This window comes from Streptomyces fuscichromogenes (genome assembly GCF_014645815.1).
Lineage (GTDB): Bacteria > Actinomycetota > Actinomycetes > Streptomycetales > Streptomycetaceae > Streptomyces > Streptomyces fuscichromogenes.
Genome location: NZ_BMML01000042.1, coordinates 17,360 through 31,228, shown reverse-complemented (window position 1 = coordinate 31,228; position 13,869 = coordinate 17,360). Strand labels below are relative to the sequence as shown.

Here is a 13,869-nt window from a genome sequence, read left to right as displayed (position 1 = left end):
CTTTTCCAGGAGTAATACCCTCATGTCCTCCACCTCCCGTCCCACGGTCGCCGTCGCCTTCCATTCCGGCTACGGGCACACCGCCGTCCTGGCCGAGGCCGTGGCTCGCGGTGCCGCCGAAGCCGGTGCCGAGGTGATCTCCGTCGCCGTGGACACCATCACCGAGGAGCAGTGGGCGCAGCTGGACGCCGCCGACGCGATCGTCTTCGGCGCGCCCACCTACATGGGCACGGCGTCCGCCGCCTTCCATGCCTTCGCCGAGACCAGCAGCAAGCGCTGGTACACCCAGACCTGGGCCGACAAGATCGCCGCCGGATTCACCAACTCCGGTGCCAAGAACGGCGACAAGTCCTCCACCCTCGGCTACTTCTTCACGATGGCCGCCCAGCACGGCATGCACTGGATCAGCCTCGGCGTACAGCCCGGCTGGGCCTCCACCACGGGCAGCGAGGACGACGTCAACCGCCTCGGTTATTTCGTCGGCGCGGGCGCCCAGACCCCGGTCGACGCGGGCCCGGAGGCCGTCCACAAGTCCGACATCGCCACTGCCGAGGGCCTCGGCGCCCGCGTCGCCCGGCAGACCGCGTTCTTCCTGGCGGGCCGCGCCGTGCTGGCCGCCTGAGACACCGACCGCAGATCATCGAGGAGCACCCCCATGTCCGATTCCCCGAACGTCGCTCTCGTCCGCCGACTCTACGACTCCGGCATGGCCCCGGACGTGGTCGCCGACGTCCTCGACCCCGACATCGTCTGGGACATCACCCCCGGCTTCCCCCATGGCGGCGTCTACAAGACCTGGGCGAGCGCAGGGGCCGACTTCTTCGGTCGGCTCGCGCCCCGCTTCACCTCCTTCGGCGCGGTGGCCGAGGAGTTCTACGACGCCGGAGACCACGTCTTCGTCCGCGGCCACTACCACGCGGTTGCCAAGTCCGGCGCCGAGTCGGACGCCCGCTTCATCCACCTGTGGACGGTGAGCGGCGGCAGGCTCACCCACCTGATCCAGGCCGCCGACAGCCACGTCGTCCAGCTGGCCGCGAACGACAACTGACCACTCTCGCCCCACCCCAGGGAGAAACCCGTGGCGAAGATCCTCTTCCTCGTCACCGCCGCCGACCACTGGACCCTGGCCGACGGGTTCGAGCGGCCCGCCGGCTTCTGGGCCGAAGAGGCCGTCGGTCCGTACGGCGTCTTCAAGGAGGCCGGCTACGAGATCGCGGCGGCCACCCCGGGCGGCGTCCCGCCGACCGCCGACGCGCTCAGCCTGACCCCCGGCTTCAACGGCGGCGAGGAGGGCGCGGAGAAGATGCGGACCGCGCTGCGGGAGGCCACCGAGCTGGCCGACCCGATCCGCATCGAGGACGTGAACATCGACGACTACGACGCCCTGTTCGTCCCCGGCGGCTGGGGCCCGATGGAGGATCTCGCCGACGACCCCGCCACCGGCGGACTGCTCAACGCCCGGCTCGCCTCCGGCAAGATCGTGCCGCTGGTGTGCCACGGCCCGGCCGCCCTGCTGTCCACCGTGGACGCCGACGGCAAGTCCCCCTTCGCCGGCTACCGCCTGACCGGACTGTCCAACTCCGAGGAGATCCAGAACGGCCTCGCCGACCGGGCGAAGTGGCTGCTCCAGGACCGCCTCGTCTCGGACGTGGGCGCGGACCACCGCAAGGGCGAGGAGAACTTCGCCCCCCTCGAAGCGGACCGCACCCTCCTCACCGGCCAGAACCCCGCCTCGGCGGTCGCGCTCGCCCACGAGGTCGTCAAGGTTCTCGGCTGACGACACCCCGCTCGGCCACTTCACGGTGGAGATCACCTTCGACTCGGCGACCCGGGTCAGCTTCGGGGTGACCGGCGGTGCCATCAAGGGCCGGAAGCAGACGATGGAGTACACCACCACCCGGCTCCGCGACGGCCTCTTCGTCGTGCGCTGGACCGAGCCCGACGCCGGTGATCATGTCACCCACATCGAGGACTGCACCGAGGGCACCTGCATGGCCAGCTCCGTCATCGGCGGCCAGTTCGTCCAGCTGCACGGCAGGTGGAGCCGCGTCCGCTGAACCAGGGAGAGATCCCTCCCCCTGACAACGCCGCACTCCGGTGCCAGGGTGAGGGCATGAGCCACGATCCGCACCGCCATGATCTGGGGGAGTTCCTCAAGGCGCGCCGCGCCGAGCTCGACCCGGCCGCCGTCGGCCTGCCCGACGGCGGCCCGCGGCGTGTCGTGGGCCTGCGCCGTGAGGAGGTCGCCGTACTGGCGGCCATCAGCACCGACTACTACGCCCGCCTCGAACAGGGCCGCATCCAGCCCTCGCCGTCCGTACTGGAGTCCCTGGCCCGGGTCCTGCGCCTGGACGACGACCAGCGTGCCTATCTGTACGAGCTCGCGGCCAAGGAGGAGTTCCGTCCGCCGCGCCGCCGGCCGCGCCCCAGGACCCAGCCGCAGTTGCAGCGGATGCTCGACGACATGGCGCACACCCCGGCCTTCGTGATCGGACCGCGCACCGAGATCGTCGCCTGGAACGCCATGGGCGCCGCCCTGATCACCGACTTCGGACAGATCCCCGAGAAGCAGCGCTACTACATCAGGCTGCTCATCACCGATCCCGCGATGCGCGAGCTGTACGCGGACTGGGAGGGCGTCACCCGGCTGGCCATCGCCCAGCTGCGGATGCACAACACGAGTAACCCCGGGGACCCGCAGCTCGCCGCTCTGGTGGGCGAACTCTCGGTCCGGGACGACCAGTTCCGGCAATGGTGGGGCGCCCATCACGTCGCCGTCCGGGACACCGGGAGCAAGCATCTGCGCCATCCCGTCGTGGGGGACCTGCATCTCGACTGGAACGCCGTCACCTGGGCGGCCGACCCCGACCTGCAGATCATCGTCTGGACCGCCGAATCCGGCACTCCCACCCACGACAGCCTGCGCATGCTGGCGTCCTGGGCCGCGGACCCGAGCCACACGGTCAGGAGCAGCTCCGCCTGACGGCCGTCGGCTGTTCCCCGCAAAAGCTGTTCCCTTCGCCGCCCTGCCCTCCATCGGTCAGCGGACGCGGTCGTCGAACCAGGCGACGGCGACCTCGGGGTGCTCGCTGAAGTGGCTGTAGCCGTCGAAGCGACGCGAGGTGCCGTAGATCCAGTGCATCTTCCTGTCCTCGACGGGGATGGCGTCGTGGACGGCCTGCACCGCCTCCGGGGTGGTCATCACGTCGTCATGCACCTGCCCGACCAGCGTGGGCACGGTGATGGCGGAGGCGTACTTCGCGGGCGACTGCTCGGCCAGGTGGAAGCCGGTGCGCAAAAGGACGGCCTGGTCGAGGCGGTCGTAGCCGCCCTCGAAGCCGATGACGTCGCGGTACTCGGTCAGGCCGATGGTGCAGATGCCGCCGTTGCCGCCGAAGCGGTCCCAGCCCGGCAGATGGCCGGGTAACCGTAGCGGTTGCCGGGCGAGAAGTGGTTGTGGATGACCAGCCGGTCGGGGTCCGCCGGGATGAACCACCCTTTGAGAGGCACGCCGTCCATCGACGGGAATGTCACGTCCTCGTAGGCCGGCCCCAGTTCGGAGGGGCGGCGCAGCAGGGGCGCGCGGCGGCCGTCGGTGGTGCCCTCCGTCCACTGCCCGACATCCGTTGGAGGCCAGCTCGGCGAAATCGACCTCGGTCATGGTGCGCTCCTGTTGTCCCGGCCCAACGCGCGCGGAAGGCGAGTCTCGTGTGTCCGCACACCGGAGGATAGGGCCGCGATAGGATTCCATGGCCGGATGTCAAGAGTGCCTTCTGAATGCCTGCCACTGTTCACCCGAGCGGCGATTTTCCCAGGTCGCCGCGTTTTCCGCATCCATTGTTCGCTCTGTGCTGGAAAGGAGGGGGAGGGATTCCTCCCGGGGAAGAACCTCTCCCTCCCGAAAAGAGCACGGGGAGTTTTGGGCGGTGATTCCGCGGTCAGATCGTCGCGGTGTCGATCACGAATCGGTAGCGCACATCGCTGTTCGGTACCCGCTCGTACGCTTCGTTGATCTGGTCGGCGCTGATCACCTCGATCTCGGCACCGAAGCTGTGCGCCGCACAGAAGTCGAGCCTCTCTGCCCAGCAGTTCCGCTTCGGACCGAGTAATTCCGCAGAGCGGGGTCCCGGTCAAGACCCGTTGCACGGCGTCTGCCGCCGTGCAACGGACACGTACGCACGACAGCACGGCCGGTATCAAGGAGGGACTGGACCAGGCGGGCTCGTCCGCGGAGAGCGGACGAGCCCGCCTGGTCCAGTCCGCGTACCTTCCGCCGGCCGTCGGTCGCAGGAAGGCGCGCGCACTGGAGGTCACGACGGGGCACGCGGTCCCGTCCGGTTCACGGAGCGCGAGCATGTATCGATCAGTGGTGTTCGTCCACGGCACGGGAGTGAGGGGAGCCAAGTTCGCCGCCACGCTGGAGAAGGTCCGCAAGGGGTTCGCGGAAGGCGGCGCACTCCATCTGGACGTACAGGGCTGCTACTGGGCGGACTCGCACGGCGCGCGGCTGCGCCTTGGCGGGGTGTCAGTCCCCGGTTACGCCAGGACGGGGGGAGGCCGGCGCGAGGCCGCCACTGCCCGGGAGGCCGACCGCTGGGCCGTGCTGTACGCCGACCCCTGGCACGAACTGCGCCTGCTGCGCCTTGGCGCGGAGGCCGAACAGGCTGACGAGGACGCGTTCCTGGAACAGGCCGAGGACTACCGGCCCTCCCCACAGACTGCGGAACTGCTGCGGGCGGCCGAGCTGGAAGAGTACTTCGCCCAGGCGCTGGCCGCCCTCCGGCACAGTGCAGAGCTGGCCGCCGCGGCGACCACGGTGGGAGCCGGCGGATTCGCACACCGCAGCGCGGTAGCGCGCGGTCTGGTCGCCTTCACGGTCACTGCCGCCCGGCGGCAGGACGGTCCCGACACCCCGGCCGAGAAGCGCGACACCCTGCTCTCCTTCGTTCGCGGCGACCTCGACGCCCAGGACAAGGGCGGGGCATCGGCGCTCCTCACCGTCACGCGGGAGATCGCCTCGCCTCTCGCGGCCTGGTACGGACGGCGCCACCGCGGCGAAGCGGAGGACGCGGCAACACCGCTCGCCGGTGACATCCTGCGCTACCAGGTGCACGGAGCCGCCCTCCGCGAGCAGATCGCGGATACCGTCGCCAAGGCTCCCGGCGGCGCGGTCACTCTCCTCGGCCACAGCCTCGGCGGGGTGGCCTGTCTGGAGACGATGGTTGAACGCGGTGCCGGCAAAGTGGACCAGCTGATCACCGTCGGCAGCCAGGGGCCGTACTTCCACGAGATCGACGCGCTCGCCACGCTTCCCGCCGGCCACAAGCTCCCGGACGCGTTCCCGGCGCGCTGGCTGAACGTATACGACCCGAACGACTTCCTCTCGTACGCGGCCGAGGGCGTCTTCACCGACCGGGTCCAAGACCTGTGCGTCGAAGGCGGCGAGCCGTTCCCCGAATCCCACGGTGCCTACTGGGTGTCTCGCACCTTCTGGGAGTCGGTGGTCCAGTGGATTGGCTGACGCCGGGCCCTGTGGCGCCCCACCTGGTCAGGGCGGTCCTGGTGGCCGTCGAACAAGATTCCCACGACTCCCACGACTCACTGGCGGGCCCGGCCGCCGACGTGCTGCGCCTCGCCCGCCACCTGCTGGACAAGGGGGTCCCGGCCGGCAACATCAGCCTCCTGATCACCCCACGTGACGAGGCACGGGCCGAGACGGAGAGGGAAGCCGAGAAGCTCGGTCTGCCGTTCGCACCGGCGTCACTGAAGAACGTCGTGGACAACACGCCCGGCCGGCCCGAGCAGAGCCGCTGCGAGGTCCTGATCCTCTTCTGGAGCGGCCACGGCGCCATGACCGACAGCAGCCCGCCCGAACGGATCCTCTACGTCGAGGACGCCACCGCCCAGCAACCCTGGGCGCTCTCTCTGGCACAGCTGTGCTTCTTCCTCCGGCAGCGCGTCAACCAGTCCCTGCAACGGCAGGTGCTGCTGATCGACACCTGCGCCTGGTACCTCGATGCGGCGGACGGGCAGCCGATGCTCATCCCTCTTCCGACCGCGGGGCGAGCGGCTCGTCGACCCGTCGAGCAATTCGTGCTGTGCGCGTCCCGGGACGGGCAGGGCGCCCTCAACCACCCCGGCAGGGCGGCCAGCGAGTTCGCCGAAGTGGTCCTCGCCGCCCTGGCCGAGGACCCCTCGGGTGTTCCGCCGGACATCGGGCACCTCACCCAGAGGGTGGAGAACCACTTCAACGAGCGCAACAGCGACTACACCCGGCAGACGCCGGTCACTCTCTACCGGCGCTCGCCGAACGGCTCCGAGCGGGACATCAGCAGTGGGCTGACCGACGCGCGTCCGCAGTTGCCGGCGGCTCCCGCCCACCTGCGTCCGGCCGTCGGCGAACTGCACGAGAGGTCCCGCCTGCTGATCGGCAGGTTCCTCGACTCGTCCCCGGGGATCTCGGCTGTCGAAGGCGCGGGCCTCATCGACGTGCCGTTCCGCACCCTGACCCGGAACACCGGTCATCCGCCGGGCGCCGCCTACGAGTCGGTCGTGCGGTTCTACAACCACCTGCCCCGCGGGTGTCTCGTCGTCACGGGTCAGGCTGGTTCCGGCAAGACGTTCCTCGCAGCCCATCTCGTGGATCTGCTGCTGAGGCAGCGCCGGCCCCGCACCTCGGAGTCGGAACCGGCCTGGCACCCCGTACCCGTACTGATCCCCCTCTACCACTGGAAGCCGCCGAGCCGGCTCCAGCCCGACGGGACGCGCAGCTACGAGGATGATCTGCTGCGCTATTTCGAGAACTGGCTCGCTGACGAACTGGTGGTGCAGCAACTCTGCACGCACGGGCGCACAGCGCGGGCCCTGGTACACGGCCGATGGGTACTTCCCGTCCTCGATGGCCTGGACGAGGCCCACGGCGCCGCCGGCGGCACAACTGCCCAGTCGCCTGCCCGAAGACGCGCCGGGAACAGCCCCGCAGATTCCATGCCGTCGGCCCGCGACCCGGATCAGGTCACCCAGCTGGTGACCGCGATCAACCGGTACACGCTGCGGGAGGACTCCCCGGTCATTGTCACCACGCGGGACGCTCAGGATGATGAGTCACCGGCGGCACGGCTTCAGGGATGCGTGGTGGAGATGGAGCGACTGTCCGTGAACGACATCGAGACGTCCCTGCGCACTGCCTTCCCCGGCTACCTGAACGCCCCCGAGTGGGCCGACGTGCGCCACGATCTGTCCCCGCAGGGCGCCCGTGTCGTAGCCCACCGCCTGGACACACCATGGAAACTCGTGCTGGCCATCCGGGCGCTGCACTCTCCCGATCCGGTCGTGCACCCGCACGAACTGGCCGAGCAGGGGCATGGCGTCGAAGAGGCGCTGCACGAGAGGCTCCTTGCGGCATTCGTTCCGGCAGCGTGCGTGGAGCAGGTGGCCGAGCCGCCCCGGTGGACCGACCCCGCCGTCGTGACCCCGTGGCTGGCCCGGCTCGCCCGACACCTGGAGAGCAGGGACTCCGGCGACCTCACTCTCAACGGGCTCTGGCCTATGGCTGGTAGTGGACGGGTCAAGGCGGTCCAGGCGGTCGTGCACGGTCTGGCGGTTGTGTTCTTTGCCCTGGCCTGCGTGCTCGCGGTCGCGGGTGGCCCGGGCAAGGGCGCGTACGCCTGGGAGGCGCTCGCGGATTCCCCGGCCTTGTCAGGCCGCGCCGCCTTCCGCTTCTGGGGCACGTGCGGTTTTGGAGTCGTCCTGGCGGGGGCGGCCGTCTTCACCGCTTGCATGCCGTATTCCATGATCCCGAAGGTGGTCCGCCGCACCCGCGGGCTCCGTCTGCGGCGGGCCAGGAAAGACACGAAGACCCGTCTCAGGCGCATCCTCTCCGGTTGCGAGATCGGTAGCGCAATCGGAACGGGCTTCGGTCTCAGCACCTTTCTGCTCTTCGGTCCCTGGCCCGGGATCATCGTCGGCTGTGCCGTGGGCATCCCGCTGGGCTGGCTGATGGAGGCCAAGGTGGGGCTGGACCGTACCCTCAGCGGCAACTTCGCGCCGGAGTTCTACTGGGTGTGCGAGTGCGCGGCGGCGCTGCTCGGCGGCGTGGCCGGAGCGGTCGCCTTCACGTTCGCGGGCGGCGGTACGTGGGCCGGTGCCGTGTTCGGCGCCGCCGTCGGGTATTTCGGGTCGTTCGCCATCGGACTCATCGCCTGGCTCCGCTACGTCGTGGCGATGTCCCTGATGAAAGGCCAAGGCCTACTGCCGTGGAAGATGGCTGCCTTCCTGGACTGGGCACACCGGGTCGGCATTCTGCGGGTCCAGGGGGTCTCGTGGCAGTTCCGCCACGCCGAACTGCGCAGTTGGCTCGCCGAGTGGCCCGACCCGGACGAAACCCCGTCCGGCGGTGGCCCACGCCGGGCGCGCCGGTTCCTGCCCACTCCCTGGTAGGCGCACCCCGACGACGCCCCGCACCCTGGCGACGGCGGCGCGCCGCCACGCAGCCAGACGGCCGGCCCAGCACGTTCCAGGGCCGGGCCGCGGGACCGTGGAAGACCTTGACGCCGTCGAAGCGCCCTGGTTCGTCGGCGGTTCCTCTTTGCGCCTACGACGTCGCATCCGGGACACCGGTGCGTGAGGGCGCGAGCCCGCTCGGCGAACGTGCCGGTCGGATTCTCCGATGCGTCGTTCTGACCGGAGTTCGCTTCGGCGGGCCTTTCCCGGACGGGGCTCCGCCACCGCCCGGGAGGCGCAGGCCCTGGCCGGGCGTACGTACGCCGCGTACGCGTCGGCCAACCGCACCTGCGGGATCGGCACGAGCCGGGCGACCGGGCGGCCGTACCGGCATCTGCTGGAATTCGTAGGGGAGTTGACCCGCCCGCGCTGAGATCAGGCCCCCGGGCTCTCCTCGGCGTGCCCGCTCCCGCCGCGCCCCCGTACCGCCCGGGGCGATCCGCCGAGCTCCCGGCGGCATGCCTTGTTGAACGCCTGGAGGTCGGGGATGCCGACGGCGGCCGCGACCGCCGCGATGGACAGGGTCGACTCGCACAGCAGATGGCGGGCGCGCTCCAGCCGGCGGTGGCGGATGTAGGAGACGACCGTGTCGCCGGTCTCGGCGCGGAAGAGCCGGATGAGGTGGTTGTGGGAGATCCCGGCGGTCCGGGCGATCCCGGGGACGGTCAGCGGATCCGCGAGCTGCGACTCGATGTGCGTGACCGCGGCCGTGAACGCCGGATGCGGTCCGGTCCGCGGGGGCGGGGGAGTGAGGTGGGCGATCCGCCACAGGGCGGACCAGGTCTCGGCGGTGACCCGGCCGGGTTCGGTGGGGGCGGCGGCGATGGCCTGCAGCAGCGCCGCGTTGAGAGCCGGCAGCCCCGCCCCGGCGTCCTGCAGCACCGGGAGGGAGCGCGCGGCGCCGGTGCTCGGCATGAGCAGGTGGGCGTAGAGGTGCTCCGAGCGGTCCTGGTGGTAGTGGTACCGGACGGTCGTGGCCGGCGGTACCAGGCTCACCCGGCCGGGCCGGATCGGGTACGGCGTGTCCCCGACGGTCAGGTCCGCGGCATAGCCGTAGACGTGCAGCTGCCACAGGTCGGGAAGGCGGAACACGTCGGTATGCCCGGCCGGACCGTGCACGCCGACACCGACGTTGACGACCTGCGGCGGTGTGTCCAGATGAACCGTCACCGTGCGCATGGTGAGAAACTACCAGTAGTGGGTGACTGCGGCCCACGCGTGGACGGAGCACCCTCTCCTACTTTTGACGCATGGCAACCAGTGACTGCTTGTTGACTTCGGTGCAGATGGCGCGCTTTGTCGCGCACGGCGCACTGCGCATGGACGCGGTCGTCCCGAAGGACATGAACGCCGAGGCGTTCGGCGTCCTCGCCGCGGGGATCCCCGCCGTGCCCTACGGCGTACCCGTGGCCGAGGCGTACCCGGAGGGCTCGTTCCCCCGCCGCATCCTCGGACTCCCCGAGGTGGCGGGAGCCCTGCGCAGTCTCGTCGGACCCGATCCGACGGTCGACCACCACTTCGTGCACGTCCGCGAGCCCCGCGGGGGCAGCGCCCAGCCGCTGCACGGCGACGCGATCATCGACGTACGGCCGGACGCGTTCGACGTCCAGCTGATGTACTACCCGCAGGACGTGACCCCGGAGATGGGCGGCACGCTGAGCGTGCCGGGATCCCATCTGCGGCGGATCAACGAGACCGACATCGGGCGGTACCAGAACCTGCGCGGACAGAGCCGGCTGGTGTGCCCCGCCGGTACGGTCGTGCTCCTGCACCACGGGATCTGGCACGGCGGCCGGCGCAACGACAGCGATGTCGTGCGCTACATGTTCAAGATCCGCCTCAATCCGACCGTGCGGCAGCGGCTGCTGTGGGACACCGCCGACCTCCACGACCCGGGCGTGGCCGAGGAGTTGCAGCGCACCTTCCCCTGGTACGAGCCCGCCACGGCCCGGCTGGAGACGTACAACCGGATCATGCTGTGGCGCGCCCTGACCGGCGACGATTCCTTCGACCTCGAGTACTGGGCGACCCGGGTCGCCAACCGTCCGGGCAGGAGTGCCGTATGACCGCCGTCCGCCAGCAGGTCCTGGTGCTCTACCTCGGCACCTCCGCCCTCGACGCCGAAGTCGTCGGCTGGTCCGTCTACGACGGCACCGGGCTCACCTCGCCGACCACCGGGGACAGCGACGAACCGCCCTACCGGACGGGCGTCGACGCCCTTCGGGACGGGTGGCGGCTGTTCCAGGCGGCACAGCTGATCCCGCCCTACCCGGGACACGAGTACGACACGTCGTTCCTGAAGCACGAGTTCCTCTTCGAGAAGCTCGTGACCACGACCGAGGGGTGACCACGACCGAGGGGTGACCACGACCGAGGGGTGGCCCCGGACGCCGACGGCGGACAGATGCCGCAGCACCTGAGGCCACCTTCCACCCGGTGATTCTCGACCACCATCGGTACCCGTCCTGGCCGGCAGGTCGGCGGACCAGGTCGCGGTGATGGTCCGTGACTCTCCCGGGAGCAGCTACGGAGCAGCCACAGGTAGAGCCGAAGCTCCCGCCGCCGGAGACGATCCCGACCCCTGGGAGACGTCCGTGACCTCGCACCCGCCCGCACCCAGACCTCCGCACCACCGGTTCACCCGGCCCGCCCTCGCCGCCGCCGTCTCCGGCCGAGTACCTGCCCCACGGACTGCGGCCGTTCACCGGATCCGAGCTGATGGCGGGCGAGGGCCGGGGCGTGTGGTGGGAGTTCGACGGGGCGGAGGAGACCGCGGGGGCCCTGCGGCTCGCCTTCGCGGACGCGCTGACCGGCCTGCGGACGGTGCTCTGCTACCGGACCGTCCCCGGAACCGATGTGATCCTGCGCTGGGCCGAGTTCACCGCCACCACCGAACTCCGCCTGGAGCGCCTCGACTCCGCAGCCGTCACGGTCCCCGTCACGGGACCGGCCCGGCTCACCTACCTCGCCGGTCAGTGGTCGCAGGAGTTCCAGCGCACCCAACTCGACCTCACCCGAGGCACGTTCGGCATCGGCAGTCTGCAGGGTGTGGCCGGTCACGCCTACGCGCCCCGGCTCGCCGTGCAGGACGGCGAGGCCACGTACGGTGTCGCCCTCGAATGGCCGGGCAACCGGCACATCACGGCGGAGGCCGAGCCGGGCGGGACCGTCCGGGTCCGGGCCGGCCGGGTCCCGCACGAGGGCGCGGTACGCCTGACGCCCGGGGAGACCCTCGCGACACCCCGGCTCGCCTGCGCCTTCAGCCCGGCCGGACTCGACGGCCTGTCCCGGATCTGGCACCGCTACGAACGCCGCCTCGCCGGCGACCGGCTGCACCGCCCCCGCAAGGTGCTCTACAACTCCTGGGAGGCCACCGGCTTCGACGTCGACGCCGCCGGGCAGCTGGAGCCGGCGAAGGCGGCCGCGGACATCGGGGCCGAGCTGTTCGTGGTGGACGACGGCTGGTTCACCGGCCGCGCCGACGACACCGGGGGACTGGGCGACCGGTACCCGGACCCGGCGGCGTTCCCGCGGGGCTTCGACCGTTTCGTGGCGGAAGTCCGCGCCCTCGGCCTGGACTTCGGCCTCTGGGCGGAGCCGGAGGCGGTCAGCCCCGGCAGCCGGCTGTACGCCGAACACCCCGAGTGGGTCTACCGCGTGGACGGCCGCCCGGCCCGCCTGGTCCGCAACCGACTGCTGCTCGACCTGGGCCGGACCGACGTCCAGGACTTCGTCATCGGCACCCTCGACCGGTTGCTCGGCGCCTACGGCATCGGCTGTCCGAAGTGGGACATGAACCGCCCGCCCACCGAACGCGGCCGCCCCGGCGCGGGCCCGGCCGACCTGGACGCCGAGCACGTCGCCGGATACCTGCGGGTCCTCGACCACCTGCGCGCCGCCCACCCCGACGTCACCGTCGAGGGCTGCGCGGGCGGCGGCGGACGGATCGAGCACGCCACCCTCGCCCGCACCGACGTCGTCTGGCCCAGCGACAACACCGCGCCCCTGGACCGGCTGCGCATCCGGCACGGCTTCCTGCACGCCCACGCGCCGCACGTCATGAGCTCCTGGGGCACCGACGCCCCCGGCATCTTCGACCCGCGCCCGCGCAGCCTCGCCTTCCGCTTCGTCAACGCCATGTGCGGCGTCCTCCGGATCGGCGCCGACCTGCGCGCCTGGACCCCGCAGCAGCGGGCCGGGGCCGCCCGCTGGATCGCCCGGTACAAGGAGGTACGCGACGTCGTCCACCACGGCGAGGCCCGGCTGCTCGGCACACCGGACGAGCCCACCTGCGGCGTGCAGTTCGACGCCGGGACCGGACCGTCGTCGCCGCCCTCTCCACCGGCCGCCTCGGCGGCGCGCCGCTGCTGCCCGGCCGCCCCGACCGGCTCCGGCTGCGCGGCCTGGACCCGGCGGCCCGCTACCGGGACACCGCGACCGGAACGCCGTACGGCGGAGCCCATCTGCTCCACCACGGCCTGCCGTTCGCGTGGACTGCCGAGCACGACGCCGACCTGGTGGTGCTGAGACGCCTGTAGGACGCATATGTTTCCAGCAGCTCACCCACCAAGGAGCCCGATGGACCAGTCCGTACGACGGTACGGTGCCCGTTTCACCGGCCGTACCGCCGTGGTGACCGGCGCCGCCTCCGGTATCGGAGCCGCCACCGCCGCCCGCCTCGCCGGGGAGGGCGCCGCCGTCGTGCTCGCCGACATCGCCGACGAACGCGGCCGGGCCGTGGCCGACGGGATCGAGAAGGACGGCGGCCGGGCGAGGTACGTGCACGCCGACGTCGCCGCGGAGGACGACTGGGCGCGGATCATGACCGCCGCCCACGCCTTCGGCCCGGTCGACGTGCTCGTCAGCAACGCCTGCACCGTCGAGGTCGTACCGGCCCACGAGCTGACCCTGGCGTCCTGGCAGCGGCAGCTCGCCGTCAACCTCACCGGCAGCTTCCTCGGCGTGCAGGCGGTCCTGCCCGACCTGCGGGCGCGGCACGGCGCCGTGGCGCTCACCTCGTCGGTGCACGCCCGTGCGGGCATCCCCGGCCACCCCGCCTACGCCGCGGCCAAGGGCGGCCTGCTCTCCCTGTGCGGGCAGCTCGCGGTCGAGTACGGCCCCGAGGTGCGCGTCAACGCGGTGCTCCCCGGGCCCATCCTGACCGGGGCCTGGAACCGGGTGCCGGCCGGGGAACGGGAACGCAGCATCGCCCAGACGGCCGCCCGCCGCTTCGGCACCCCCGAGGAGGTGGCCGCCGCGATCGCGTTCCTCTGCGCCGACGAGGCCTCCTACATCACCGGGTCCAGTCTCGTCGTGGACGGCGGCTGGAGCGTCGTGAAGGCCTCCGCATGAAGCCCCTCGAACAGA

Annotated in this window: 12 protein-coding genes and 3 pseudogenes; 12 read left to right on the top strand and 3 right to left on the bottom strand. The window is 71.3% G+C overall.

Translation table 11 applies throughout. From position 1 onward, the window contains the following. The first annotated feature begins 22 nt into the window (after positions 1-22). The 5 genes and pseudogenes from IEZ11_RS46955 to IEZ11_RS46935 all read left to right on the top strand — a co-directional run bounded on the left by IEZ11_RS46955 (position 23) and on the right by IEZ11_RS46935 (position 2,983). Positions 23-622, top strand: a complete 600-nt coding sequence (locus IEZ11_RS46955) for a flavodoxin family protein (protein ID WP_189269233.1) — start codon at positions 23-25, stop codon at positions 620-622. Between the two features lie 33 nt (positions 623-655). Beyond that, a complete protein-coding gene (locus IEZ11_RS46950) occupies positions 656-1,048 on the top strand; it encodes a nuclear transport factor 2 family protein (RefSeq protein WP_189269232.1) in 393 nt (130 codons plus the stop codon). 30 nt (positions 1,049-1,078) lie between these two features. Continuing rightward, on the top strand, positions 1,079-1,777 hold the full coding sequence (locus IEZ11_RS46945) for a type 1 glutamine amidotransferase domain-containing protein (RefSeq protein ID WP_189269231.1): 699 nt from the start codon (positions 1,079-1,081) through the stop codon (positions 1,775-1,777). Positions 1,778-1,799: 22 nt separating this feature from the next. After that, positions 1,800-2,057 (top strand): annotated as a pseudogene (locus tag IEZ11_RS46940) (MoaF-related domain-containing protein); the annotation flags it as partial. A gap of 56 nt (positions 2,058-2,113) precedes the next feature. Then, on the top strand, positions 2,114-2,983 hold the full coding sequence (locus IEZ11_RS46935; RefSeq protein WP_189269229.1) for a helix-turn-helix transcriptional regulator: 870 nt from the start codon (positions 2,114-2,116) through the stop codon (positions 2,981-2,983). A 57-nt stretch (positions 2,984-3,040) separates the two neighbouring features. Here the strand turns inward: IEZ11_RS46935 and IEZ11_RS46930 are convergent, their stop codons facing one another. Continuing rightward, complete coding sequence (locus IEZ11_RS46930) at positions 3,041-3,496, bottom strand: hypothetical protein (RefSeq protein WP_229713823.1); 456 nt, start codon at positions 3,494-3,496, stop codon at positions 3,041-3,043. A 442-nt stretch (positions 3,497-3,938) separates the two neighbouring features. Continuing rightward, positions 3,939-4,079: pseudogene (locus tag IEZ11_RS46925) on the bottom strand (alcohol dehydrogenase); the annotation flags it as partial. Between the two features lie 275 nt (positions 4,080-4,354). On the opposite strand from IEZ11_RS46925, the gene IEZ11_RS46920 reads away from it, so the two are divergent. The 3 genes from IEZ11_RS46920 (at position 4,355) to IEZ11_RS46910 (ending at position 8,875) form a co-directional block, all read left to right on the top strand. Further along, positions 4,355-5,521 carry a lipase family protein gene (locus IEZ11_RS46920; RefSeq protein ID WP_189269228.1) on the top strand — a complete coding sequence of 389 codons (1,167 nt, stop codon included), beginning with the start codon at positions 4,355-4,357 and terminating at the stop codon, positions 5,519-5,521. 11 nt (positions 5,522-5,532) lie between these two features. Further along, a complete protein-coding gene (locus IEZ11_RS46915; protein WP_189269227.1) occupies positions 5,533-8,439 on the top strand; it encodes an NACHT domain-containing protein in 2,907 nt (968 codons plus the stop codon). A 229-nt stretch (positions 8,440-8,668) separates the two neighbouring features. After that, positions 8,669-8,875 (top strand): hypothetical protein, encoded by a 207-nt coding sequence (locus IEZ11_RS46910; RefSeq protein ID WP_189269226.1) that lies wholly within the window; start codon positions 8,669-8,671, stop codon positions 8,873-8,875. A 2-nt stretch (positions 8,876-8,877) separates the two neighbouring features. On the opposite strand, the gene IEZ11_RS46905 is transcribed toward IEZ11_RS46910, so the two are convergent. Then, the gene (locus IEZ11_RS46905) at positions 8,878-9,681 is read right to left on the bottom strand and encodes an AraC family transcriptional regulator (RefSeq protein WP_189269225.1); all 804 of its coding nucleotides are present in this window, start codon (positions 9,679-9,681) and stop codon (positions 8,878-8,880) included. A gap of 71 nt (positions 9,682-9,752) precedes the next feature. Between IEZ11_RS46905 and IEZ11_RS46900 the strand changes: the two genes are divergently transcribed. The 4 genes and pseudogenes from IEZ11_RS46900 (at position 9,753) to IEZ11_RS46885 (ending at position 13,854) form a co-directional block, all read left to right on the top strand. Then, positions 9,753-10,568, top strand: a complete 816-nt coding sequence (locus IEZ11_RS46900) for a phytanoyl-CoA dioxygenase family protein (protein WP_189269224.1) — start codon at positions 9,753-9,755, stop codon at positions 10,566-10,568. Next, complete coding sequence (locus IEZ11_RS46895; protein WP_189269223.1) at positions 10,565-10,849, top strand: hypothetical protein; 285 nt, start codon at positions 10,565-10,567, stop codon at positions 10,847-10,849. The genes IEZ11_RS46900 and IEZ11_RS46895 overlap by 4 nt, the downstream gene beginning before the upstream one ends. 317 nt (positions 10,850-11,166) lie before the next feature. After that, positions 11,167-13,040, top strand: a pseudogene (locus IEZ11_RS46890) (alpha-galactosidase); the annotation flags it as partial. A gap of 40 nt (positions 13,041-13,080) precedes the next feature. Further along, positions 13,081-13,854, top strand: coding sequence for an SDR family NAD(P)-dependent oxidoreductase (locus IEZ11_RS46885; protein ID WP_189269222.1), 774 nt, complete (start codon positions 13,081-13,083; stop codon positions 13,852-13,854). Positions 13,855-13,869 lie beyond the last annotated feature (15 nt).